General features: G+C 69.4%; 25 protein-coding genes and 1 pseudogene. 7 read left to right on the top strand and 19 right to left on the bottom strand.

Annotation, left to right across the window (positions count from 1 at the left end; all coding sequences use genetic code 11):
* Window positions 1-33: 33 nt before the first annotated feature.
* From purQ to ACX1D1_RS05775, 4 genes are read right to left on the bottom strand one after another with little or no spacing between them, the layout of a single operon-like run.
* A complete protein-coding gene (gene purQ / locus ACX1D1_RS05790) occupies window positions 34-708 on the bottom strand; it encodes a phosphoribosylformylglycinamidine synthase subunit PurQ (protein WP_459056271.1) in 675 nt (224 codons plus the stop codon).
* Entirely contained in the window at window positions 708-947 is a 240-nt protein-coding gene (purS, locus tag ACX1D1_RS05785; protein WP_182799059.1) for a phosphoribosylformylglycinamidine synthase subunit PurS, read from the bottom strand. The genes purQ and purS overlap by 1 nt, the downstream gene beginning before the upstream one ends.
* A gap of 59 nt (window positions 948-1,006) precedes the next feature.
* Window positions 1,007-1,372: a GntR family transcriptional regulator gene (locus ACX1D1_RS05780; protein ID WP_182782232.1), complete on the bottom strand. Its 366-nt coding sequence runs from the start codon at window positions 1,370-1,372 to the stop codon at window positions 1,007-1,009.
* Window positions 1,369-2,277 (bottom strand): hypothetical protein, encoded by a 909-nt coding sequence (locus ACX1D1_RS05775; protein WP_182799060.1) that lies wholly within the window; start codon window positions 2,275-2,277, stop codon window positions 1,369-1,371. Before ACX1D1_RS05775 ends, ACX1D1_RS05780 begins: the two co-directional genes overlap by 4 nt.
* 105 nt (window positions 2,278-2,382) lie before the next feature.
* Between ACX1D1_RS05775 and ACX1D1_RS05770 the strand changes: the two genes are divergently transcribed.
* Window positions 2,383-3,555 (top strand): pyridoxal phosphate-dependent aminotransferase, encoded by a 1,173-nt coding sequence (locus ACX1D1_RS05770; RefSeq protein WP_459056270.1) that lies wholly within the window; start codon window positions 2,383-2,385, stop codon window positions 3,553-3,555.
* A 3-nt stretch (window positions 3,556-3,558) separates the two neighbouring features.
* On the opposite strand, the gene ACX1D1_RS05765 is transcribed toward ACX1D1_RS05770, so the two are convergent.
* The 3 genes and pseudogenes from ACX1D1_RS05765 to ACX1D1_RS05755 form a co-directional block, all read right to left on the bottom strand.
* Window positions 3,559-4,176, bottom strand: a complete 618-nt coding sequence (locus ACX1D1_RS05765) for a DNA-3-methyladenine glycosylase (protein ID WP_182782229.1) — start codon at window positions 4,174-4,176, stop codon at window positions 3,559-3,561.
* Complete coding sequence (locus ACX1D1_RS05760) at window positions 4,176-5,024, bottom strand: aminotransferase class IV (protein ID WP_182799062.1); 849 nt, start codon at window positions 5,022-5,024, stop codon at window positions 4,176-4,178. Before ACX1D1_RS05760 ends, ACX1D1_RS05765 begins: the two co-directional genes overlap by 1 nt.
* A 46-nt stretch (window positions 5,025-5,070) precedes the next feature.
* Window positions 5,071-5,934, bottom strand: a pseudogene (locus ACX1D1_RS05755) (phosphoribosylaminoimidazolesuccinocarboxamide synthase); the annotation flags it as partial.
* 280 nt (window positions 5,935-6,214) lie between these two features.
* Between ACX1D1_RS05755 and ACX1D1_RS05750 the strand changes: the two are divergent.
* The 4 genes from ACX1D1_RS05750 (at window position 6,215) to arfA (ending at window position 11,131) form a co-directional block, all read left to right on the top strand.
* Window positions 6,215-7,111 (top strand): carbohydrate ABC transporter permease, encoded by an 897-nt coding sequence (locus ACX1D1_RS05750; protein ID WP_459056269.1) that lies wholly within the window; start codon window positions 6,215-6,217, stop codon window positions 7,109-7,111.
* On the top strand, window positions 7,108-8,052 hold the full coding sequence (locus ACX1D1_RS05745) for a carbohydrate ABC transporter permease (protein ID WP_459056268.1): 945 nt from the start codon (window positions 7,108-7,110) through the stop codon (window positions 8,050-8,052). Before ACX1D1_RS05750 ends, ACX1D1_RS05745 begins: the two co-directional genes overlap by 4 nt.
* A 78-nt stretch (window positions 8,053-8,130) precedes the next feature.
* Window positions 8,131-9,489, top strand: a complete 1,359-nt coding sequence (locus ACX1D1_RS05740) for an ABC transporter substrate-binding protein (RefSeq protein ID WP_459056267.1) — start codon at window positions 8,131-8,133, stop codon at window positions 9,487-9,489.
* A gap of 130 nt (window positions 9,490-9,619) precedes the next feature.
* A complete protein-coding gene (gene arfA, locus ACX1D1_RS05735; RefSeq protein ID WP_459056266.1) occupies window positions 9,620-11,131 on the top strand; it encodes an arabinosylfuranosidase ArfA in 1,512 nt (503 codons plus the stop codon).
* Window positions 11,132-11,800: 669 nt separating this feature from the next.
* On the opposite strand, the gene cysN is transcribed toward arfA, so the two are convergent.
* From cysN to ACX1D1_RS05695, 8 genes are all read right to left on the bottom strand, one after another.
* Window positions 11,801-13,093 (bottom strand): sulfate adenylyltransferase subunit CysN, encoded by a 1,293-nt coding sequence (cysN, locus tag ACX1D1_RS05730; RefSeq protein WP_182799065.1) that lies wholly within the window; start codon window positions 13,091-13,093, stop codon window positions 11,801-11,803.
* Complete coding sequence (gene cysD, locus ACX1D1_RS05725) at window positions 13,093-14,004, bottom strand: sulfate adenylyltransferase subunit CysD (RefSeq protein ID WP_255422089.1); 912 nt, start codon at window positions 14,002-14,004, stop codon at window positions 13,093-13,095. The genes cysN and cysD overlap by 1 nt, the downstream gene beginning before the upstream one ends.
* Window positions 14,001-14,720, bottom strand: a complete 720-nt coding sequence (locus ACX1D1_RS05720; RefSeq protein ID WP_459056265.1) for a phosphoadenylyl-sulfate reductase — start codon at window positions 14,718-14,720, stop codon at window positions 14,001-14,003. Before ACX1D1_RS05720 ends, cysD begins: the two co-directional genes overlap by 4 nt.
* The gene (locus tag ACX1D1_RS05715) at window positions 14,713-14,895 is read right to left on the bottom strand and encodes a hypothetical protein (RefSeq protein ID WP_182782220.1); all 183 of its coding nucleotides are present in this window, start codon (window positions 14,893-14,895) and stop codon (window positions 14,713-14,715) included. Before ACX1D1_RS05715 ends, ACX1D1_RS05720 begins: the two co-directional genes overlap by 8 nt.
* Window positions 14,892-16,559 (bottom strand): nitrite/sulfite reductase, encoded by a 1,668-nt coding sequence (locus ACX1D1_RS05710; RefSeq protein ID WP_459056264.1) that lies wholly within the window; start codon window positions 16,557-16,559, stop codon window positions 14,892-14,894. The genes ACX1D1_RS05715 and ACX1D1_RS05710 overlap by 4 nt, the downstream gene beginning before the upstream one ends.
* A gap of 101 nt (window positions 16,560-16,660) precedes the next feature.
* Complete coding sequence (locus ACX1D1_RS05705) at window positions 16,661-17,071, bottom strand: hypothetical protein (protein WP_459056263.1); 411 nt, start codon at window positions 17,069-17,071, stop codon at window positions 16,661-16,663.
* Window positions 17,068-17,601: a hypothetical protein gene (locus ACX1D1_RS05700; RefSeq protein ID WP_459056262.1), complete on the bottom strand. Its 534-nt coding sequence runs from the start codon at window positions 17,599-17,601 to the stop codon at window positions 17,068-17,070. Before ACX1D1_RS05700 ends, ACX1D1_RS05705 begins: the two co-directional genes overlap by 4 nt.
* A 374-nt stretch (window positions 17,602-17,975) precedes the next feature.
* Window positions 17,976-18,257, bottom strand: coding sequence for a hypothetical protein (locus tag ACX1D1_RS05695; protein ID WP_459056261.1), 282 nt, complete (start codon window positions 18,255-18,257; stop codon window positions 17,976-17,978).
* On the opposite strand from ACX1D1_RS05695, the gene ACX1D1_RS05690 reads away from it, so the two are divergent.
* Window positions 18,256-18,567 carry a hypothetical protein gene (locus ACX1D1_RS05690; protein ID WP_459056260.1) on the top strand — a complete coding sequence of 104 codons (312 nt, stop codon included), beginning with the start codon at window positions 18,256-18,258 and terminating at the stop codon, window positions 18,565-18,567. The genes ACX1D1_RS05695 and ACX1D1_RS05690 overlap by 2 nt on opposite strands.
* Window positions 18,568-18,800: 233 nt before the next feature.
* On the opposite strand, the gene purB is transcribed toward ACX1D1_RS05690, so the two are convergent.
* Window positions 18,801-20,231: an adenylosuccinate lyase gene (gene purB / locus ACX1D1_RS05685; RefSeq protein ID WP_459056259.1), complete on the bottom strand. Its 1,431-nt coding sequence runs from the start codon at window positions 20,229-20,231 to the stop codon at window positions 18,801-18,803.
* Between the two features lie 168 nt (window positions 20,232-20,399).
* Here purB and ACX1D1_RS05680 point away from each other — a divergent pair, with 168 nt between their 5' ends.
* A complete protein-coding gene (locus tag ACX1D1_RS05680; protein WP_459056258.1) occupies window positions 20,400-21,191 on the top strand; it encodes a DUF559 domain-containing protein in 792 nt (263 codons plus the stop codon).
* 97 nt (window positions 21,192-21,288) lie between these two features.
* Here the strand turns inward: ACX1D1_RS05680 and ACX1D1_RS05675 are convergent, their stop codons facing one another.
* The 3 genes from ACX1D1_RS05675 to ACX1D1_RS05665 all read right to left on the bottom strand — a co-directional run bounded on the left by ACX1D1_RS05675 (window position 21,289) and on the right by ACX1D1_RS05665 (window position 23,893).
* The gene (locus tag ACX1D1_RS05675) at window positions 21,289-21,561 is read right to left on the bottom strand and encodes a YchJ family protein (RefSeq protein ID WP_182782213.1); all 273 of its coding nucleotides are present in this window, start codon (window positions 21,559-21,561) and stop codon (window positions 21,289-21,291) included.
* A gap of 89 nt (window positions 21,562-21,650) precedes the next feature.
* Window positions 21,651-22,505: a MaoC family dehydratase gene (locus tag ACX1D1_RS05670; RefSeq protein ID WP_459056257.1), complete on the bottom strand. Its 855-nt coding sequence runs from the start codon at window positions 22,503-22,505 to the stop codon at window positions 21,651-21,653.
* Entirely contained in the window at window positions 22,505-23,893 is a 1,389-nt protein-coding gene (locus ACX1D1_RS05665) for a 3-oxoacyl-ACP reductase (protein ID WP_459056256.1), read from the bottom strand. The genes ACX1D1_RS05670 and ACX1D1_RS05665 overlap by 1 nt, the downstream gene beginning before the upstream one ends.

Raw genomic sequence — 23,893 nt, 5'->3', positions numbered from 1 at the left:
CGAGACCCGCCCCCGCGAGGAAGGCGGACGTAGTCAGACGCGGGCGGAGAGGAACTGCAGGACGGACTCGAAGAACGTGACCCCGTCGAGGGTGGGGCTGGTCAGCTCCTCGACGTTGTGCTCCGGGTGCGGCATCAGGCCGACGACGTTGCCCCGCTCGTTGGTGATGCCCGCGATGTCGTTGGCCGACCCGTTGGGGTTGTCCAGGTAGCGGAACACCACCTGATCGTTGCCCTCCAGCTTGCGCAGCGTCTCCGGGGAGGCCTGGTAGTTGCCCTCGCCGTTCTTCAGGGCGATGGTGATCTCATCGCCCTTGGTGAACGCGCAGGTCCACGTGGTGTCGATGGTCTCCACCCGCAGGCGGACGTCGCGGCAGATGAAGTGCTGGCCCTCGTTGCGGATCATCGCGCCCTCAAGCAGGTGCGCCTCGCACAGGAGCTGGAAGCCGTTGCAGATGCCGAGCACCGGCATGCCGGCATTGGCGGCGTCGATGACGGTGCCCATCACGGGGCTGAACCGCGCGATGGCGCCGCAGCGCAGGTAGTCGCCGTAGGAGAAGCCGCCGGGCAGGATGATGGCGTCCACGCCGTCGATGGAGTCCGACCCGTGCCACAGCGGCACGGCCTCGCTCCCCGTCAGCCGGACGGCGCGCAGCGCATCATGGTCGTCCAGCGACCCCGGGAACGTGACGACGCCGATGCGAGGCATCAGTCGGCCACCACGTCGAAGGACTCGATGACGGTGTTGGCGAGCAGCGTCTCCGCCGCCTCGCCGATCTGGGCCAGCACCTCGGGCGTGACCTCGCCGTCGACCTCGATCTCGAACCGCTTGCCCTGGCGGACGGTGAGCCCGTCGAAGCCCAGCCGCTTGAGGGCGCCCGTGACGGCCTTCCCCTGCGGATCCAGGATCTCGGGCTTCGGCATGACGTTGACGACGACGCGTGGCATGGCACGGATCCTAGCGGACCTCCCCCGGCCGACCGTGACTCCGGCCACCCTCGGACTGATCAGGATCCGGCGAGGGCGGCCTCCACGCAGGCCCGGATGTCGCCCGCGGCCGCCCCCAATCGCTGCGCATCTGTCACGAACCGGGCCGCGAGCGAGGCCAGCGCCTCGCCCGAGGGCTGTGGCGCGCCGACCACGACGGTGCCTTGCCCCCGGCGGCTGGCTATCAGGCCCTCGCCCTCCAGCTCCCGGTACGTGCGCATCACCGTGCCGGGGGCCAGGCCCAGGTCCTTGGCCAGCTGCCGCACGGTGGGCAGCCTCGTCCCCACGCTCACGGCCCCAGCGCGGATGAGCACCGCCAGCTGCCGGCGCAGCTGTTCGTAGGGCGGGGTGGGATCCGCCGAGTCGACGCGCAACGCGACCGTCATCGCCCGCCCCCGTCGCGGGGAACCAGGAGCACGACGGCTGACCCGAGGAGTCCGACCAGGGCACCCACGGCCACAATGAGGCTGACCGCACCGGACGCGGTCGCGAGCGGCACCGGACCCAGCTCCAGCAGATCCATCCCCGAGACCAGCGTGACGGCAAGGGCCGATCCGCTCACGCCGACCCCGACGGCGGCCACGATCCCCTCCACGGTGATCCGACGCAGGGCGTCGTCCACCCGGACCAGTTCTGGGTCCGCACCGTTGCGCGGCCGGCGCACCGTCAGGACGAGCCCGAGCACCGCCAGCGCGAGGAGGAGCGCGAGGGCGAGACCGACCCATGAGGTGTAGAAGCTCCCGGGGAACGGGGTGCGGGCTGCTCCGTAGGTCCCTGACTGCGCGCCCTCCCCCTCGATCCACCACACCGACACGGCGCGCCCGGCGCGACCCATGTCGTCGGGAGACGCGGCGAGGGTCGAGAACAGGACGGCCGTGAGGAGCAGGGCCAGCAGGCACACCGTCCACCTGGTCAGGGCCGGCGGCAGGTAGCTGCGCAGTTGCCGGCGCTCGAGACCGGCGCTGCCGGTGACCCGCGCCGCCCGGTAGGCGCTCTGCTGACCGACGACGATGGCCGCGACCACGACGACCGCGGCCAGCAGGGGTGCGGCGAAGGTGAGCGGCCGGAGGTGACCCCACGCCAGGGCGGCGGCCCCGGCCACCCCGCCGACGGCCAGCCCGATGCCCCGGTAGCGGATCGTGGCACGCCGGAGCGATCGCAGGCCTGGGTAGATCGTCTCGTCGAAGGCGAGGGAGCGCGCCCGACGCCCACCGGCCAGGAGCGCTGCGGCGCCGACGATGATGATGGCCAGCGGCAGGAACACCAGTGAGACCAATCCCGAGATGACCATTGCTTCTCCTTGTGTCAGATAAGTGATACAAACATAACGACCCGGTTCTCTTGTGTCAAGCCACTGACACAAGAGACTCCTGGGCCGGCCGGTACCCTGACGCCCATGCCGTCGTCGCGCTCCGCCGTCCCGCCGTTCGAGGTGATGACCGTCCTCGACAGGGTGGCCACGTTGCGGGCCGCCGGGCGCGACGTCATCTCGCTGTGCGCGGGCGAGCCGGCAGGGGGCGCGCCGACGGCCGTCAGCGCCGAGGCTGCCCGGCTCCACGCCGTCGGAAGCCCGTTCGGATACACCCCGGCGCTCGGCATCCGGCCGCTCCGGGAGGCGTTGGCCGGACACTATCGACGGTGGTACGGGGTGGAGCTGAGCGCTGAGCGCATCGCGCTCACCACCGGATCCTCCGGCGGATTCCTGCTCGCGTTCCTGGCCGCGTTCGAGGCGGGCGACCGGGTCGCGCTGGCCCGGCCCGGCTACCCCGCCTACCGCAACATCCTCAGCTCGCTCGGCTGCGAGGTGGTCGACATCGACTGCGGACCTGAGGTGCGGTTCCAGCCCACCGTCGAACTGCTGGCGGCGGCCCACGCGGAGGAGCCGCTGGCCGGGCTGATCCTCGCCTCCCCCGCCAACCCCACGGGCACCATGGTGAGCCGCTCCGAACTGGCGGAACTGGTGGCGTGGTGCGCGGCCCAGGGGGTGCGGCTGATCAGCGATGAGATCTACCACGGCGTCACCTACCCCGTGGGTGCGGACCGCGGGACCTCCGTCCTTGAGCTCAGCGGCGACGCCGTCGTGGTGTCGTCGCTCAGCAAGTACTGGGGAATGACGGGGTGGCGGCTCGGCTGGCTGGTCCTGCCCGGGGACCTGGCGGGCGCCGTCGACGCGTTGGCTGGAAACCTGGCGCTCTGCCCGCCCGCCCCGGCGCAGTACGCGGCGCTGAGGGCGTTCGACGACGCGTCCTACGCCGAGTGCGACGAGGCTGTGGCCGACTTCGCCGCCGCCCGCTCGGTGTTGCTGGCAGCCGCGGACCGCCTGGGGTGGGGTGTCGCGGCGCCGGCGGACGGGGCCTTCTACTACTACGCCGACCTCGGGGACCAGCTGGACCGGTGGGGCACGTCGGCTGCCTACGCCTCGGCGCTGTTGGAGGCCACCGGGGTCGCGGTGACTCCGGGGCGCGACTTCGACTCCCGGCTGGGCGACCGCACCGTGCGGATCAGCTTCGCCGCCGGCAGCGCCGCGATCGCGGAGGCCGTGGAGCGGATCGTCGCCTTCCAGGCGTGAGCGTCAGCGGGAGACGGTGGGGTCGCCGTCGATCCAGAACCGGAGCGGGAAGTCCGCGGCCTTGCCCACGCCGATGCGCGGACCGACGGCGACCCGCGGCTCCTCCCCCACCCGCGGGGTGAGCGTGAGGCCGGTGCTGCCGTCGAGCGGAGCGCCGGCGTCTGGGAGGGTGATGCCCATGGCGACGGTGAGCCGGGCGGGCCCGGCTGCGAGGTCGGTGTCGCGGCGGGTCACGCCCCTGGCCGAACGCCGCGCCCGGGCGGTCTCGAGGCCCTCGATCACCTCGCCGGCCCGGATCAGCACCCCGGTGGGGGTGCCGTCCACGGCCACCACCACGTTGAAGCAGGTGTGCAGGCCCATGTGCCGGTACACGTAGGCGTGCTGCCCGGGCCCGAACATGGCGGCGTTACGTGCGGAGGGGCCACGGAAGGCGTGCGACGCGGGGTCGAATCCTCCGCCGTAGGCCTCCACCTCGGTGATCCGCAGCGTGACGCGCGCGCCGTCGCGGTCGACGGTGAGGGTGCCGTTCAGGAGCGCCCTGGCCTTGGCCGCCACCTCGTAGAGCAACGCGACGGCCTCGGCGGGCAGCTCCGCGTAGGAGATCGACGGTGGAACCAGCATCACTCGCCGCGGGGGGTCAGCACCTCTGCCAGCCGGGCGCCGAGGGGAGAGTGCGGCATGGGCTCACCGTCGACGTGCGTGACCGGCGCGACAATGCGGCCGCTGGACAGCAGCCAGGCACCGCGGCAGCGCTCCAGGTCCGAGCGGGTGAGGGCGGCGACCTCGACGGTCAGTCCCGCACCCTCCGCCTTGTCGAGGAGCTCGGCGATGGTGATGGAGCGCAGGATGCCGTGGAGCGGGGGCGTGACGAGGATCCCGTCGATGTCCAGCACCACGCTCGACGTGGGGCCCTCCAGGAGTGAGCCCGACGGGGTGACGAAGATGACGTCGTCGGCGCCGTTGGCCTTCGCGTAGCGCTTCGCGGCCATGTTGATGCCGTAGGACAGCGACTTCGCACCCGGCAGGAGCCAGGGCAGCGGGGCCACGTCGGCGCCCTCGAAACCGCGGTCCAGGATCAGCACCCGGACCCCCTCGGCGCGTTCGCGCTTCGTGGTGGCGTCGAGCGGCGCGGCCATCACCCAGCCGTTGGGCTCGTCGAGGCCCTCGGGGCCGCGGGTCATGATCGTCCGCAGGACCGCCTCGGGATCCTCGTCCCAGTCCCAGGCCGCCAGGATCGCGGCGACGGCGCGGCGGTAGCCGGCCTCGTCGGGGGCGGGCAACTGGAGGATGCGGGCGGAGGTGGCCAGCCTGTCGAGGTGCTCGTCGAGGTGGTGCGCGCGGCCGAAGCTGGCCAGCATCGCGTCGAACACGCCGTCGCCTCGGACCACGCCCTGATCGTCTGCGCGGACGATGGGTGTCGCGGGGTCCACGAGGGTGCCGTCGAGCAGGGCGAGCATGCGGATGGTCATGCGGCCGAGATTACGCCTCAGTGGACCCGACGGGGGCGAAGCCGCGGCCGGTCAGGCGACTGTAGGCCTCGAGGTAGCGCTCACGAGTGGCCGCGACCACCTCGTCAGGCAACGGCGGGGGCGGGGTGTCCGTCGCCCTGTCCCAGCCGGAGTCCTTCGCCAGCCAGTCGCGCACGTACTGCTTGTCGAAGCTCGGCAGCGACTCCCCCGGCTTCCACGTCTCGGCGTCCCAGAACCGCGAGGAGTCCGGCGTCAGCACCTCGTCGGCCAACACCAGGGTGCCGTCGGCGCGGCGGCCGAACTCGAACTTGGTGTCGGCCAGGATGATCCCTCGCGCCGCCGCGATCTCCTGGGCGCGCGCGTAGATCCTCAGCGTCAGGTCCCTAAGCTCACCGGCCAGCTCCTCACCGTGGAGGGAGGCGATCGTGGCGAAGTCCACATTCTCGTCGTGCGCACCCAGCGGCGCCTTGATGGCCGGGGTGAAGATCGGCTCCGGCAGCTTGTCGCCGTCGCGCAGCCCCTCGGGCAGCGGCACGCCGCACACCGTCCGCGACACCTGGTATTCGGCCCACCCGGATCCGGTGAGGTAGCCGCGGGCGACGCACTCCACCTCCACCATGTCCAGCGCCTCGACGAGCGTGGCCCGCCCCGCGACAGCAGCCGGCACGTCGGTGCTCACCACGTGGTTGTCGACGAGGTCCGCCAGCTGCGCGAACCACCAGAGGCTGAGCTGGGTGAGGATGGCCCCCTTGTCCGGGATGGGGGTGGCCAGCACGTGATCGAAGGCCGAGATGTTGTCTGTGGCCACCATCAGGATGCGCTCGGTGCCGCCGTCGTCGACGGTGTACAACTCGCGCACCTTGCCGGCGTGCCGCAGCGGAAGGTTGAGGACGTCCCCGAACTGACTCACGCGGCTGAGCCTAGTGGCTGCCTCGACGCCGGCGAAAGATCACGATACGGACCCAATCCCGGACCCCCCTTGACGCGGGTGCCGGTCGCGGTTTAGCTTTATCTCATCGATGTAAACCGGACGTGGCCGAAGTTGGTCAAACAGGCTCATCGGAGCGGGTCGGCACGGACGCCGAGCTCGTTTTCAACGCTATAACAGGTGGCACGCCCATGTCGGCGTGCAAGAGGCGGAGGCTCGCTGTGATCCAGCGCACATACAGGTCAGGACGGGGGTCAGCTCAGTGAAGAGATGGCTCTACTCGCCCAAGGTGGCCCCTTACATCTTCGTATTGCCGTTCGTCCTGACGCTGGCGATCTTCTGGGTGAGCCCGCTGATCAAGTCGTTCATCATGAGCACGCAGGACATCATCCCGGGCTCGGTGACCAACGTCGGCCTGGCCAACTTCGAGCGGCTGATCGGCGATCGCCTCTTCTACGTGGCCCTCGGCAACTCCATGAAGTACATGATCTTCACGCTGTTCCTGCTCATCCCCATCCCGCTGCTGCTGGCCGTGCTCATCAATTCCAAGCTCGGCACGGACAAGATGAAGGCCATCTTCAAGTCGGTGATGTTCATCCCGGCGCTCACCTCGGTCGTGATCGCGGGCATCGTCTTCCGCCTGATCTTCTCCGAGTCCCCCACCGCGCTGATGAATCAGATCGTCGGAGCATTCGGCGTGGATCCGGTGAAGTGGCTCAAGGGCAGCGAGACCGGCTTCATGGCGCTGCTCACCGTGGCGAGCTGGCGCTGGACGGGCGTCAACATCCTGTACTTCCTCGCCGGCCTGCAGGCCATCCCCAACGACTACTACGAGGCCGCCTCACTGGACGGCGCGTCGGCGTGGCAGAAGTTCTGGCACGTCACCGTCCCCCAGATGAAGCCCACCATCGTCTTCGTCATCACCATCAGCGTCTACGGCGGCCTGGCGATGTTCCTGGAGAGCTTCATGCTCTGGGGTGGGAACAACTCCCCGCAGAACATCGGCCTCACCATCGTCGGCTACCTGTACCGGCAGGGCATCGAGAAGAACGACCTCGGCTACGCCTCGGCCGTGGGCGTGGTGCTCCTCATCATCGTGCTTGCCATCAACATCCCGCAGCTGATCGCCACCGGGACCTTCAAGAAGGAGGAGCGATGAGCACCTCGTCGTCGCAGGTGAAGCCGATCGACGCCAGGCTCACCAAGAAGAAGGCCTCGCGCATCGGCAAGAACGACCGCCAGATGAGCGACGAAGGCAAGGCGTTCCGCCGCCGTTCCCGGGGCGCCACGGCGCTGATGGTCCTGTTCTTCGTCGGCCTGGGCCTGCTCGTGCTGCTCCCGTTCTGGGCGATCTTCGTCGCCACCTTCCAGGACGGCAACATGATCGTGCGCTACGGCCTCAACCTCGGCATCAACTTCTCCACGGCCAGCTTCGACAACTGGGTGGCCCTGTTCACGGACTCCGGAAGCTACTTCCGCTGGTTCTTCAATAGCACCCTGGTGACAGTTCTCCAGGTGGGGCTGACGCTGGCGATCAGCTCGTTCGTCGCCTACGGCTTCGCCATGTACGAGTTCCGGTTCAAGAGCGCCTTGTTCGTCTCCGTGATCCTGCTCATGTCGGTGCCCTTCGAGATGCTCATGCTCCCGCTCTACATCCAGATCAACGACATGCAGCTGCAGGACACCTACACCGCGGTGATCCTGCCGTTCCTGGCGCACGCGGTGACCATCATGTTCTTCCGGCAGTACCTCCGCGGAATCCCCAAGGAGATCGTCGAGGCGGGCCGTCTCGACGGCGTCACCGAGATGGGCATCTTCTTCCGTCTCGTGCTGCCGCTGACCAAGCCCGCGTTCGCAGCCATGGCGATCCTCAACGGCATGGGCAGCTGGAACAACTTCCTCTGGCCGCTGCTCGCCCTGCGCAGCCCGGACAAGTACACGCTGCCCATCGGCCTCAACACGTTGTTGACCCCGTACGGGAACAACTACGAACTCCTCATCGTCGGGTCGTTCTTCTCCATGATCCCGATCTTCATCCTGTTCATCCTGTTCCAGCGGTTCTTCATCGAAGGCATGACCGCCGGCGCCGTCAAGGGCTGACGCCCACTCCCCCGTCCACCACTACCCATCATCCGACTCCCCAGCGCAGGTGCTGGAGGACAAGAAAGGTATCTGTCGATGAAACTCAAGAAGTTCGCCACAGCGGCTCTTGCAGCGGGCATGGCCACCATGGCCCTCACCGCGTGCAACACCGCTACGCCCGACACGTCGGCCGAGTCGACCGCTGAGGGCTCCGTCATCACCCAGGAGGCCGTCGAGGGCGCCACCGAACTGGAGCTGTGGACGTTCGTGGAGCTGCACGCGCAGTTCTACACCGAGATGGCCGAGATCTGGAACGAGCAGAACCCCGACAAGCTCGTCCAGATCGCCGTCAACGTTCTTCCCTACGACGACATGCACAACAAGCTGCAGATCGCGCTCACCTCGGGCCAGGGCGCCCCGGACATCTCCGACATCGAGGCCGGCAAGTTCCCGCAGTTCACGCAGGGCACCCCGGCGCTGATGGACCTCACCGAGGCCGCCGCCCCCTACCGCGACAACATCGTCGAGGCCCGCCTCGACCTGTTCTCCAAGGACGACGCCCTCTACGGGCTCGACTTCCACGTGGGCGCCACCGTCGCGTTCTACAACACCGAACTGCTCGAGGCCGCCGGGATCGACTACACGACGATCGTGACGTGGGACGACTACAAGGAGGCCGGCGCCGAGTACTTCGAGAAGACCGGCAAGTACCTGGGCACCGTCGACACCTCCGCAGCCTGGCAGGAGGGCCTCCTTCTGGCCCAGCTCGGCGGCGAGTACTTCACCGAGGACGGCAAGGTCAACGTCAACAGCCCCGAGATGATCGAGGCGATCACCATCCTCAAGGGTCTTCAGGACGCCAACGCCGCCGCCGTCCCCCCGGGCGGCCAGCCTGACACCGAAGAGGCCTTCGGCGCCTACAACAACGGCGACTTCGCCGCTGCCGTGATGCCGTTCTGGTTCACCTCGCGCTACCTGGCCTACATGCCTGACTTCGCCGAGAAGATCGCCATCGCTCCCCCGCCCACCGTCGAGAACCCGGTCAACATCTCCGTCGGCGGCGGCGGCACGGGCACCGCGGTGATCAAGGACGGCGAGAACGCCGAACTGGCCGCCGAGTTCATCGCGTGGGCCAAGCTGGGCACCGAGGGCAACATCTCCACCTGGGAGCTGCTGGGCTTCGACCCGCTCAACACCGAGGTGTGGGCGGATCAGGAGATCACGCACAACCCGGACAACAAGTTCGTCCAGTACTTCCAGAACAACCCGTTCGAGCCCCTCCTGGAGATCCAGGACAGCATCGGACACCTGGAGTCCTTCACCAACGGCTCCATGCCCTCGGTGAACAACCTGCTCAACACCCAGACCCTCAACGACATCTTCGAAAACGATGTGCCGATCGAGGACGCGCTGAACCAGGCGCAGTCTGACCTGCAGAACGAGCTCGGCGAGTAGTCGTCGTCTCCCATCCCTCTGAAACGGGGCGATCGGGCTTAGCCCGCGGGCTACCCGATCGCCCCGTTTCGCTTTGCCCCGCAGCGTGCCGGGCACCCCGAACCACACTCGTCTGAGGAAGACACACACCATGACATCTCATCGCATCAGCGTGGACCCGGACTTCGTCGTCGGCCCGGTCCGCCCCAGGACCTTCGGCTCCTTCGTGGAGCACCTCGGGCGCTGCGTCTACACCGGCATCTACGAACCCGGCCACCCCACCGCCGACGACCAGGGCTTCCGCCAGGATGTCCTCGAGCTGGTCCGCGAGCTCGGCGTCTCCACCGTGCGCTACCCCGGCGGCAACTTCGTCTCCGGGTACCGCTGGGAGGACGGCGTCGGCCCCGTCGACCAGCGCCCCGCCCGCCTGGACCTGGCCTGGCACTCCACCGAGCCCAACACCTTCGGCACCGACGAGTTCATGTCGTGGTGCGTCAAGGCCGATGTCGAGCCGATGATGGCCGTCAACCTCGGCACCCGCGGCATCCAGGAGTCGCTGGACATCCTCGAATACTGCAACGTGCCGCGCGGCTCGCACTTCGCCGATCAGCGCCGCGGCAACGGCGTCGAGGACCCGTACCGCGTGAAGATGTGGTGCCTCGGCAACGAGATGGACGGGCCCTGGCAGATCGGCCACAAGACCCCCCAGGAATACGGCCGCCTCGCCGCCGAGACCGCGCGCGCCATGCGGATGATCGATCCGGGCCTGGAGCTGGTGGCCTGCGGCTCATCCAACACCGAGATGCCCACCTTCGGCGAGTGGGAGCGGGTGGTCCTGACGGAGACCTATGACGTGGTGGATATGGTCTCTGCCCACGTCTACTACTACGAGGACGAGGGCGACCTCGGTTCGTTCCTGGCCTCCGCCGTCAACATGGACAGCTTCATCGACGGCGTGGTCGCGACGGCGGACGCGGTGCGGACAGCGACCAAGCGCACCAAGCGGATCGACATCTCGTTCGACGAGTGGAACGTCTGGTACCAGCAGCGGGTCGAGTCCAAGGTGTCCGAGGGCGACGACTGGCCGGTGGCACCCCGGCTCCTCGAGGACCTCTACAACGTGGCCGACGCAGTCGTGGTGGGCAACCTGCTCATCTCGCTGCTGCGCCACACGGACCGGGTGCACTCCGCGTCGCTGGCGCAGCTGGTCAACGTGATCGCCCCGATCATGACCGAGCCCGGCGGCCCTGCATGGAAGCAGACCACCTTCCACCCGTTCGCGCTCACCTCGAGGTACGCAAAGGGATCTGTGCTCAACGTTCCCGTCCGGAGCGAGACCTACGAGACGGCCAAGTATGGCGAGGTCGCCCAGATCGACGCGGTGGCCACGCACGACGCCGAGGCTGGAGAGGTCGCGGTGTTCGTGGTCAACCGAGGGATGGCGGGGACGGCACCCATCGAGGTCAACCTCAAGGCGTTCGGCGAGGCGCGACTCGTCGAGGCGGTCCAGCTGTCCAACCCGGATCACACCTGGGCGGCGTCGATGCAGGACTCGACGTCGGTCGAGCCCCAGTCGATCGACGGCGCCGCGATCGTCGACGGCGTCCTGAAGGCGGAGCTCCCTGCGGTCAGCTGGGCGATGTTCCGCATCGCGACCGCGTGAGCTGATATCGCCTCCCGCTCCCGGTGCCGGGAGACATGACACGAGGCCCGTGCGGCCCTTGACCACACTCTGCTTCTCGACCGCAAGCCGGTCAGGGGCAGGGTAGTCGAGGCCGCACGGGCCTCGTCTCATGTCTCCCTGCACTGGTCCGGAGGTGGCGTGGCCGGCCCCGGGCTGGTGCCGACAGGGCGGCCTGGTGAAGGTCTGTCCAGGCGGGACGCCAGTTCGGTGACCCTCAAGCTGGGCACCCCGACGCAGAACGCCCTGCCGTCCCCCACCCTCGCGCACAACCCGCGTCGCGCGCCGTCCCACCTCCGGCAGCCGCCCCCTCGGCGCCTGCGATAAGTCTGAGCGCCCGCGCTACAGCGCGGGCGCCCGAACATAGGACAGGCGGCTGCGGGGCGCCTGCGCTATAGGGCAGGCGGTGAAACATAAGCCAGGCGACGCGACCGACGGGGACAGCAGGGCGGTGGGTGGTGGGGGCCGGGGCAGGTTGGGTGGGCGTTGAGGACGGCGTCGCAGCGCGAAGCGCCGCCGCCGGCATCATGGGCGGCCCGGCCCCCACCACACGCCGCCAACCCGACCACAACGGGCGGCGGAAGGTCAGATGTCGGCGCCCGCGCAGCGGCCCGGCCCCCACCACACCCAACCACAACGGGCGGCGAAACGTCAGATGTCGGCGCCCGCGTAGCGGTCCGGGGCGTCCGCCATACCGGCGGCCAGGGTGGCGCCGTCGGCGTCGTCGATCAGCAGGAACGCGCCGCTCCTGCGCAACTCGTGGTAATCGTCGATGGGCAGGTCGTCGGCCAGCCGGACCCTGACCCGGCCGATGTCGTTGAGGCGCAGCTCCTGCGGGGCGCGGCGGTAGTCGACCGTGTCGATGTCGAGCAGGTCGATGATCTCCTCCACCATGGCCCGCACCGTGCGCGTGCCGGCGCGCAGCAGCACGCGGTCCCGCGGGCGGATCGGGCGCTCCGACAGCACGCACACCGTGCCACCGACCGAGCGCGTCACATACCCGCGACGCTCGGGCTCCGCGATGAGATCGCCCCGCGAGATGTCGATGTCGTCGGCCAACCGCAGGGTCACGGACTGCGGCGCGTGCGCCACCTCCAACTCCCGCACCGAGCCGTCGGCCTGCCCCAGGTCGATGCCGACGACGGTGGTGGTCCGTCCGCCGGGCAGCACGGCCACCTCGTCGCCCACCTTGACCACGCCGGCGGTGATCCGCCCCGCGTAGCCGCGGTAGTCGCGGTGCTCCCCCGATTGGGGGCGGATGACCACCTGGACGGGGAACCGAAGCGGCTGTTCCGAGGGATCGGTGCCGACGGGGACCGACTCCAGGTGTTCCAGGAGCGTGGGCCCGTCGTACCAGGCGGTGTGGGCCGAGCGGTCCACGACGTTGTCACCCAGCAGCGCCGAGAGGGGCACCGCCACCACGTCCTCGATGTCGAAGCGGGCGGCCAGTGCCCGCGCGTCGGCCACGATCTCGTCGTAGCGCTCCCGGCTCCACTCCACCAGGTCCATCTTGTTCACCGCCAGAGCCACGTGCCGCACGCCCAGAAGCCCGGTGACGGCGAGGTGTCGCCGGGTCTGCTCGACGACGCCGTAGCGGGCGTCGACGAGGATCAGCGCCAGCTCGGCGGTGGAGGCGCCGGTGACCATGTTGCGCGTGTACTGCACGTGGCCGGGGGTGTCCGCCAGCACGTAGGAGCGGTTGGCGGTGGAGAAGTAGCGGTAGGCCACGTCGATGGTGATGCCCTGTTCACGCTCGGCGCGCAGCCCGTCGGTGAGGAGCGCCAGGTCCGCGCCCTCGAGGCCGCGCTCCTTCGACACCCTCTCCACCGCGTCGAGCTGATCAGCGAGCACAGACTTGGTGTCGTAGAGGAGGCGCCCCACCAGGGTGGACTTGCCGTCGTCGACGGAACCCGCCGTCGCGAGCCGGAGGAGGTCGTGCGTCATCAGAAATATCCCTGCTTCTTGCGGTCTTCCATGGCGGCCTCGGAGAGCCGGTCGTCGGCGCGGGTTGCGCCGCGCTCGGTGATACGCGAGGCAGCGACCTCGAGGATCACGCCCGCCACGTCGGCCGCGTCGGACTCGACGGCGCCCGTGCAGCTCATGTCGCCGACGGTGCGGTAGCGCACGATGCGGGTCTGGGTGGGCTCGCCCGGCTTCGGGCCGCCCCACTCCCCCGCGGTCAGCCACATGCCGTCGCGATTGAACACCTCACGCTCGTGCGCGTAGTACAGGCCGGGCAGCTCGATGCGCTCACGCTCGATGTAGCGCCACACGTCGAGTTCGGTCCAGTTGGACAGCGGGAAGACGCGCACGTGCTCGCCGGGCGAGTGCTTGCCGTTGTACAGCTCCCACAGCTCGGGGCGCTGCCTGCGGGGATCCCAGGCGCCGAAAGAGTCGCGCAGCGAGAACACCCGCTCCTTGGCGCGGGCCTTCTCCTCGTCGCGCCGCCCGCCGCCGAACACGGCGTCGAATCGGCCGGCCTCGATGGCGTCGAGCAGCGGGACGGTCTGAAGCGGGTTGCGGGTGCCGTCGGGGCGCTCGCGGAGGCGTCCGTCGTCGATGTAGTCCTGCACGGAGGCCACGTGGAGCCGGGCGCCGATCCGCGCGACGGTGTCGTCGCGGTAGGTCAGCACCTCGGGGAAGTTGTGGCCGGTGTCCACGTGGAGGAGCGCGAACGGCAGCGGCGCCGGGGCGAACGCCTTGAGCGCCAGGTGCAGCATGACGACGGAGTCCTTGCCGCCGCTGAACAGGATGACGGGGCGCTCGAACTCGCCCTCCACCTCCCGGAAGATGTGGATGGCCTCGGACTCCAGGTGGTCCAGGTGGTCCAGGGTGTATTCGGGGGGAAGTGTCATGTGTGCAATCCGCATTCGGTCTTGTTCTTCCCGGCCCAGCGGCCGGCTCGGGGGTCTTCTCCGGGGGCGACGGGGCGCGTGCAGGGCGCGCAGCCGATCGACGCGTAGCCGAGCTCCCGCAGCGGGTTGAGGTGGACGTCCTCCTCGAAGGCGAACCGGTCCACGTCGTCGTCGTCCCAGGCCGCGATCGGGTTGAGCTTGACGATCCGCCGCTTCTCGTCGAAGCCCACCAGCGTGATGTCGGTGCGGGTGGGCGCGTCAACCCGCCGCATCCCCGTGACCCAGGCCTTGTGACCGGCGATGGCGCGGTTGAGGGGCTCCACCTTGCGCATGGCGCAGCAGAGGTCTGGGTCGCGGTCGTGGAGCCGGGCTCCGTATTCGGCGTCCTGCTGGTTGACGCTCAGCACGGGCAGGATGGTGCGGATCTTGACGCGTTCGGCGTAGTGGTCGCGGGTTTCGAGGGTCTCGGCGAAGTGGTAGCCGGTGTCGAGGAAGAACACGTCAAGGCTGGGCGCCGACTGGGCGATCAGCTCCACCAGCACCTCGTCGCCCATCGACGACGCGACAGTGATGTCCGCGCCGAAGGTTTCCTCGGCCCACTGCAGGACCTCGCGGCTGAGCTTCACCTTGCCGAGGTGGCCCGCGTAGGCGGGGTCCGACTCGAGGGCGGTGAACCGCTCGTTGGCCTCGTCGGCGATGGCGTGCAGGTCATCCATGGTGCTTGGCCTCCTCTTCGGCGATCCGGGCTGGGATGTGCTCGGCTGCCACCCGGTGCTGGGTGACGGAGAACACTCGGGCGCAGGCCAGGCAGTGCCAGGCCCCGATGGGCTCCTCGACGGGGCGCAGGTCCTCCTCCGCGCAGAACGGGCAGTGGAAGATCACCGCGCTCATCGCAGGAGGTCCTCGTCGGCCCGGTGGGCCCACTGCGCGAAGGGCTCGTCGGCGTCGCGGTGGGCGAGGAACGTGCGTGCCAGGCGCTCGATGTAGTCCGGCAGGTCCGCGGCCGCCACCTTCAGTGCCCTGGTCTTGCGGGCCAACTGCGGGGTGGCGCCGAGTCCGCCGCCGAGGTGCACCTGGAAGAGCTCGACGAGGTTGCCGTCCGCGTCGGACTGCACCATGCCCTTGAGGCCCACGTCCGCCACCTGGGTGCGGGCGCAGGCGTTGGGGCAGCCGTTGACGTGGATGCTGAACGGCACGTCGAATTCCGGGAGCCGGGCCTCGAGCTCCTCGACGATGAGGCGGGCGCGCGCCTTCGTCTCCACGAGCGCCAGCTTGCAGTACTCGATGCCGGTGCAGGCCATCACGCCGCGGCGGAACTCCGACGGCCGCGCGGGCAGGTCCTCGGCGTCGAGCGCCTCGACGAGAGCCTCGACGGCGTCGCCGGGCACGTCGAGGACGAGCAGCTTCTGGTGGGGGGTGAGCCGAACGCGGCCGGAGCCGTGCTGGGCGGCGAGGTCCGCGATGCGGGTGAGCCGGGTGCCCGAGACGCGGCCGGCGATGGGCGCGACGCCCACCCAGAACGTGCCGTCGGCCTGGGCGTTGACGCCCACATGGTCGCGGCGGAGGTGGGTGGCGTCCTGGGGTGGGCCGTCGAGAAGCTTGCGCCCCAGGTACTCGGTCTCGAGGACGTGGCGGAACTTCTCCGGCCCCCAGTCCGCCATGAGGAACTTGAGGCGGGCGCGGTTGCGGAGGCGGCGGTAGCCGTAGTCGCGGAAGATCGAGACCACGCCCTTCCACACCTCTGGGACCTCCTCCAGCGGCACCCACGCGCCGAGCCGCTGCGCGAACATCGGGTTGGTGGAGAGCCCGCCGGCTGCCCATACGTCGAAGCCGGGGCCGTGTTCGGGGTGGACGACGCCGACGAAGGACACGTCGTTGGCCTCGTGCGCCACGTCGAGGTTGGGGCTGCCGGAGATGGCGGTCTTGAACTTGCGGGGCAGGTTGGAGAACTCGGGGGTGCCGATGTAGTTGTCCAGGATGGCGCGCACGGCGGGGGTGCCATCGACGATCTCGTTGGCGGCGATGCCCGCCACGGGCGAGCCGAGGATGACGCGGGGGGTGTCGCCGCAGGCCTCAGCGGTGGTCAGGCCCACCGCCTCGAGGCGGCGCCAGATTTCCGGCACGTCCTCCACGCGGATCCAGTGCAGCTGGATGTTCTCACGGTCCGAGATGTCCGCCGTGTCGCGGGCGAACTCGGTGGAGATGGTGGCGACGACCCGCAGCTGCTCGTTGGTCAGGGACCCGCCGTCGGAACGCACACGCATCATGAAGAACTCGTCGTCAAGGGCCTCGGGAGGCAGCGTGGCGGTCTTCCCGCCGTCGATCCCGGGCTTGCGCTGCGTGTAGAGACCCCACCATCGCATCCTGCCGCGCAGATCCTCTGGCGCGATGCTGGAGAAGCCCTCCTTGGAGTAGACCTCCTCGATGCGGGCGCGGACGTTGAGCCCGTCGTCGGCCTGCTTGAACACCTCGTTGGGGTTCAGCGGCGTCTTGTCGCCGTCGGCCCAGGCGCCGGTGGCCTGGTTGCGCTTGGGGCGGGTTACCGCTTCGGTCATCGTCGGTCCTTCGTCGGGGGCCTTGCTGAATCCCCCAACCCGACGATGGGGCCGGTCATTCCCGACGGCCAGCCGTGATCGCCATGGGCGAACAGGATTTCTCAGGCCTCGGCGCCGTCGAGCGTTGTCACGGCCTGGGCGCTGCCCTCCACCTCGATGGGGATGGTGTTGATGGCGATGATGCCGAGAAACAAAGTCTCGTACGAGCCGCGCACCGTCACGTGGGCGCGGTTGCCGCCCTCGACCCTGGCCTCGGCGGACAGCCCCGCCGCGCGGGCGAAGCTGACCGCCTCCCTCTTGGCCGCGGCCACGTCGAGGGTGGCGCCGTCCGGGGTGATGCGGAGCTCGTGTGTCGCGGCTCTGGCCGCCTGGGACGCCACCGCCCTCGCCTCCTGCTCGGCGGCGGCATGCCCGGCGAAGTCCACCCCGAGGCCCACCATGAGGATGAAGGCGGGCAGCGACACCGAGGTCCACACCGACAGCGCGAGCCCTCGTTGGTCGCGGGTGGTCATCGCACCGACACCGACTGCAACTCACCGACGATGACGTCCGCGGAGCGACTCAGCTGCAGTGGGAGGGTGCCGGTGAAGCCGGCCGCGGACCAGTCCACCGACCAGGTGGAGGTCGCGGTGACGGTGTAGCGGCCGTCCTCCTCGTAGACGTGTCCGCAGTCGGGCGACGCGACGTTCTTCCCGCCCTGGGTCCTGGCAGCGGACCAGGCGGTGCCCCGCCCGCAGGAGACGGTGGCGCCGTCGCCCATGTCCCACTGGACGCGGGTGGCGCCTGCGGTCAGCCTGACGGCTATCCCGGAGTCTGATGCTGTCGCGGTGACTCGCCCCCACTGCTTGTCCGACGGGGAGTCGGCCCACAGCCAGGTGTGCCAGCCGACGAACCCCATGCGCTCGGTGGTGTCGCCGCGAGGCTGCATGCCGAGATCGATGGCCTCGAGCCCGATCGACGCCAACACGCGTCGCGCGGCGGCCTCCGCTTCGGCCTGTGTCACGGCGTCAGGCGGGGCAGGCAGCCAGCGGTAGAAGGTCATTCCTGGATCGGGGACAGCACCTGTAGGTCCAGTACAGAGGTAGATCGCACCTTCAGACTGGTTTCTCCAGACCGCATCCGACATTGGTGGTTGAGGATCAGCAGGTAGGCACCAAGCGGAAACCTGGTCACTCCAGGTGCCGGCATACGTCTTGCACGGCAGATCTCGGCCCCCATGCGAGCAGACGCGTTCCGAGACGGCGGAGGTTCCCCCCGAACTCCCATCGCCTGGAGCTTGCTCGCTCGGACCCGGGTCTGCCCAGACATTGCACGTCGACCCCCATGCGTCGGACCGCTCACACTCCACTTCAGCCGATGCTTGCTGTGGCCACCAGGTCGACAACAGCAGACCGACTAGGACGAATCGAGTTCTGGCTAGCAAGAGGTCGCCTCGTTACGAACCTGACTGATCCGCCAGGTGCTGTCCGGTCCTTGGACGAGCGTCGCGGTCTCCTTCAAGTTCGGCAATGGATCTCCGTCGGGAGGCGTGCCCGTGTCGATATCGACCATCACCAAGCCACTGCGGTCCAAGCAGTAGACGACATTCGCCGTCGCGAGACCATTCGCCATCGCTGGCACACTCACAACAACATCGCGGAACTGGAAACCACCTTCAGTTCGACGCCCCGAATCGCGGAGGTTGCGGATCGACTCCATGACCACAGTCGCCTCCGCTCCGTCCACGAGGTTCTGCAACTCCGTGAAGTCAGTGAGGGTCGGGTCCGAGGCGAATCCCTCGAAAACCCGCCAGTACTCCATCCACGCCGCGCGGATCGCGGCCTGCTCGGGCGACTCCGTCGCGGGGGCGGGAGGGAACGACTCCACCGCTGACGGCGACGGGCTGGGGGTGGGCGAGGCGCTGGCGGACACCGTCGGCGACGGGAACACCGACGGCGAACCCGTGGGGGCGCCGTCAGGCGTGCAGCCCGCGACGAGCGCCAACGCGGCGAGGGGCACGAGAAAGTGACGCATGGGCGCTCCGATCGATCAGGTCGGGCCCTATTCAACCAAGCGACGGGGTCACTTCCGAGCCGCGCGCCCTCAGCTGTGGATAACTCCGGTCAATCAGTGCACGCCTCAGCCAACGGCTCGGACACCGTGGGGCTGCACCTCAGTGGCCCTCGCGAGCGGCCCCATGGGGCAGGAAGAGTCCATTCTTCAAGTCGGCAGCGGGCGTGCCGGGCACCACCGTGACGGTGCTCAGAGCACGGCGCCGGGGCGGTAGGCCGCGGCCTCGGGATCCCCCGCGACAATCTCAGCCACGCGCGCCGCCACCCGCGACACCTGCGCCTGCGCCGTTCCCGCCAACTCCAGCGGGCTGACCACCAGCGCGCCGAGCTCGTCGCGGGTGAGCCCGAGGCGCTCGTCGCCGGCGAGTCGGTCGAGAAGGTCGTTGACCCGCGCTCCCTTGCGCAGGTCCAGCGCCACCGCGACGGCGTGCTCCTTGATCGCCTCGTGCGCGACCTCCCGGCCCACGCCCTTGCGGACGGTGGCCATCAGCACCTTCGTGGTGGTGAGGAACGGCAGGTAGCGGTCGAGCTCGGCCTCGATGACGGCGGGGAAGGCGCCGAAGTCCGCCAGCACCGTGAGGAACGTCTCGAACAGGCCGTCGAGGGCGAAGAACGCGTCCGGCAGCGCGATCCTGCGCACCACGGAGCAGGAGACGTCGCCCTCGTTCCACTGGTCGCCGGCGAGCTCGCCCACCATGGACACGTAGCCGCGGATGACGACGGCGAGGCCGTTGACGCGCTCGCAGGAGCGGGTGTTCATCTTGTGGGGCATGGCGGAGGAGCCCACCTGCCCCTCCTTGAACCCCTCGGTCACCAGCTCGAGGCCCGCCATCAGGCGGATGGTGGTGGCCACGTTCGACGGCGCCGCGGAGATCTGCGCCAGCGCGGTGACCGCGTCGTAGTCAAGCGAGCGCGGGTACACCTGCCCCGTCGAGGTGAGGACGGCCCCGAAGCCGAGTTCGTCGGCGATCCGCTGCTCAAGCTCGGCCAGCTTGCCGGCGTCGCCGCCGAGGAGATCGAGCATGTCCTGGGCGGTGCCGACGGGGCCCTTGATCCCGCGAGCGGGGTAACGGGCGATGAGGTCGTCGAGGCGGGCGAGGCCCGTGAGCAGCTCGTCGGCCGCCGTGGCGAACCGCTTGCCCAGGGTGGTCAGCTGCGCGGCCACGTTGTGGGAGCGGCCCGTCAGCGGCTGATCGGCGTACTCGCTCGCCAGCCGGGCGAGTTGCGCCAGCGCCGCCACCACGCGGATCCGGACTGCCCGCAGCGAGTCGAGCACCTGCAGCTGTTCGATGTTCTCGGTGAGGTCGCGAGACGTCATGCCCTTGTGGATGTGTTCGAACCCGGCAAGGTCGTTGAACTCCTCGATCCGGGCCTTCACGTCGTGGCGGGTGATGCGTTCGCGGGCGTTGATGGAGTCGAGGTCCACCTGGTCGATCACCCGCTCGTAGGCCGCGATCACCTCGTCGGCGTCCGCCCCGCCGAAGTCGACGCCGAGGTCGCGTTGTGCGCGCAGCACGGCGAGCCATAGCTTGCGCTCGGAGACGATCTTGGCCTCGGGGGCCCAGATGTCGCGCATCTGCTGCGAGGCGTAGCGGGTGGCCAGGACGTTGGGGACGCTCATGGCACCACAGCCTAGGACTCCCCCTGTGGATACCGGAAAAGTCGGTGCCCAGCGCCCCACCATGGCGACGTGCCCAGCCAGCCATCACACAACCAGTGCGATTCCGGGGAGATAGAGCCCAGAGAGGGCCATCTCCCCGATTCCTCACTCCCAAGCCTGCCCGGGGTCATGTCCCTGGCCCACCTCAGGACCCTGGGCTACGACTCGGCCCGGATCAGGGGCGAGCTGGATGACGGACGTCTGAGGAAGGTGTCGCGGGGCTGGTACGCGACTCCCCAGGCACACCTGTGGGAGTTGGAGGCGCTCGCCGCTCGCGCCCGGGTTGGCTGCTTGAGCGGGTGCCAACTGCATGGCCTCTGGACGCCCCAGGTAGCGGAGGCGCACTTCATCGTCGGCATGGGATCCGCCTCCCTGAGCTCGACCTGGCATCGATCGCGCGGGGACTTGCCGAGGATCGCGCTCTATCCGCTGAGCGACTGCCTCGCCCAGGTGATCCGCCATCACAATCCCGAGAAGGCCCTGATGGTCCTTGAGTCAGCCGTCAACAAGGAACTGCTGTCCACCGATGTCGCAGACATCCTGATCCGCGAAGCCCCTGTCCACAAGCAGCGCACCTTGCAGTTCTTCGACGGCGATGCGGGGTCCGGCTCGGAAACGCGGGTCCGGCTGTTCCTGCAGCAGCACCGGTTCTCCGTCCGTTCCCAGCAGCAGATCTCAGGAGTGGGAGCGGTGGATCTGCTCGTCGGGAGATCCCTGATCATCGAGTGCGACAGCGCCGCCCACCACACCGATCACAGGGAGGACCGACGACGGGACCTGGCGGCGCGCGAACTCGGATACTCGACGTTGCGGCTGAGCTACAGCCAGATCCATAGGACCTGGAGCAAGACCAGCGCCAAGTTGCTGCGCATCCTGCGGACGGGCGGGCACCTCACCCCGCCGTCGCCGGTACCTGAATAGTGAGGATCCGGGGAGATAGCCCTCTATGGGAGCTATCTCCCCTGATCCTCACCGTTTGCGAATCCCGACGAGGCTCACCCAACGGAACTGCCTCGCGTCAGGGGTCGGGGAAGGCACCGTCGACATACATCCACCGCCCCGCCCGGCGCGCGAACCGGGAGCGTTCCCGCAGCGCACCGTCGCGATGCGCTGCCTCGAACTCCACCACGCCCACCTCGTCGCCCGGCCCACCGTCGACCACGTCCAGGACCGTCAGCCCCGTCCACTCGACGCCGTGCGCACGAACCGATTCCGGGCGCGTGCTCGGGTGCCAGGTGCGCCAGAGGTAGTCGCCGTCGCCGACCACGAACGCGCTGTACCGCGACCGCATCAGCTCCTCAGCGGTCGCCGCCTGGCGCTCGCCTGCCAGAAGCGGCCCGCAGCACGTCCCCCAGGAGGCCCCACCGCAGAGGCACGCGCTCACGTCAGCTCACCCACGAGGTGGGGCTTGCCTTCCCGGTTGACGACGGCGAACCTCCAACCAGCCTCGTCGCGCGCCGCGGCGAACCGCACCTTTCCCGGCAACAGGATGGGCTTGGCGAACTGGACCCGCACCGTGTACGCCTCCGGTAGCCCGCCGCCCAACGCCGCGACAGCGCGGGCATGGGTCCACATCCCGTGGATGATCGGCCTCGGGAAGCCGAACAGCCGGGCGGTCAACGGGTTGAGGTGGATGGGGTTCGAGTCGCCCGAGACCGCCGCGTAGCGACGGCCCTGGTCAGCGCCGAGCCGCCATTCCTGCGACGGCGCCACCGACGGCGCCTGCAGCCGCACCGGCGACGGCGCCTCCCCCGCCACCTTGGCCCCCGACGCCAGGTACACCGAAACTCCCCGCCACACCAGCTCATCTGCGGCGTGGATCTCGCCCACCATGTCGAAGGTGGCCCCCTTGGCGTGGGGCTGGAGATTCTCCGCCCGCACCAGGATCCGCAGCGGCTCGTCGACGGTGACCCGACGGTGCAGCATCATCTCGTTGGTCACGTGCACCAGCCCGGCCAGCGGGAAGGGGAAGTCGTCTGCCGCCATGGCCTCCATCTGCAGCGGGAACGTCAGCACGTGCAGCCAGGTGGCGGGCATCGCGTCGCGCAAAGCGAAGCCGGTCTCGGCGCAGTAGGCCGCCAGCCGCGACACCTCAACCCGGTGCTCCAACACCAGGTAGCTGCGATCCGGCAGGGACGACACCTCCCCCGGCTTCTTCAGCATCCCCAGCGCGGCCTTCGCCAGCACGCCCGACGGCTCCGGCAGCGCCGGAAGCACCCGCACGTCGCGCGCCATCAGGCGCCCACCAGGTTCTGCCCGCACACCCGGATGACCTGCCCGTCGACCCCGCCGGAGGCCGGCCCGCACAGGTAGGCCAGCGTCTCGGCCACGTCGACGGGGTTGCCACCCTGCGTGAGCGAGTTCGAGCGCCGGAAGATCTCGCGCTGCACGAACGGGATGGCGGCCGTCATCTCGGTCTCGATGAACCCGGGCGCGACGGCGTTGACGGTGATCGGCCGGTCCGCCAGCTCGTCGCGCATCGCCCAGACCAGGCCCATGACGCCGGCCTTGGAGGCGGCGTAGTTGGTCTGTCCCTTGTTGCCCGCCACGCCCGAGGTGGACGCGATGCCGACGATCCGGGCCGCCTCGTCCAGCCCACCGGGCACGTCGTGGGTGAGCAGGTAGTCGTTGATCCGCATCTCCGCGGCGAGGTTCACGTCGAGCACCGAGGACCACCGCTGCTCGTCGAGGTTGGCGAGCAGCTTGTCGCGGGTGATGCCCGCGTTGTGCACGATGGCCCAGATCCGGGCGGACTCCCCGTGCACGTGAGCCACGTGGGCCGCGACCCTGGCCCCGGCATCCGCCAGGGTGATGTCGAGCTGCAGCGCCGAGCCGCCGATCCCGTTGGCGACCTTGGCCAGCGCGTCCCCGGCAGCGGGGATGTCGACGGCGACCACCGTCGCCCCATCACGGGCGAAGGTGCGCGCGATGGCGGTACCGATCCCCCGGGCCGCCCCCGTGACCACCACGATCCGCCCCTCGAACGGGCGCGCCGTCAGCTCATGCGGGTCCTTCGACGGCCCCACCCGCCACGTCTGCCCGCTCACGAAGGCCGAGCGGCCCTCCAGCAGGAAGGACAGCGTGGAGGCGAGGTCCGCGGCGGAGGTGCCGGTGCGGACGAACACCAGGTTCGACGTGGCGCCGCCCCGCAACTCCTTGGCCACCGTGCGGTTGATCCCGTCGATGCCCTGGGCCACGGCCTTGGCCTCCAGGCCGGTCACGTCGCGGGCGTCGGTGGCCAGGATGATCACGCGGCCGGAGCCCTCCAGGGAGCGCATCGCCGGGCGCAGCACCTGCCGCAGCCCCTCCAGCTGAGCGATCTCACGCACGCCGGTGGCGTCCACCACGACGGCCCCGGGGCGCACCGGGTAGCGCGGCGGAACGTCGCGACCCTTCTCGTCCTTGGTCCGCGCCTCCGGCACGTCCAGCAACGCCTCCGCGGGCACAACCCCCAGCTGAGCCAGCGTGGACGCCGCCAGGCCCCCGCCGACGAGCTCGCCCAGCACCACCGGACCCGTCGGCATGACGCGCCCGCGCCGCAGAACGGGCGGCTCGGCCAACCCGGCCTTCTTCGCGACGAACTTCCCCGCGGGCGTCCCGTACAGCTTCTCCAACACGCTCAT

The sequence above is a fragment of the Tessaracoccus luoxuelianae genome, assembly GCF_054483915.1.
This window is presented reverse-complemented; position numbering and strand designations above follow the sequence as displayed.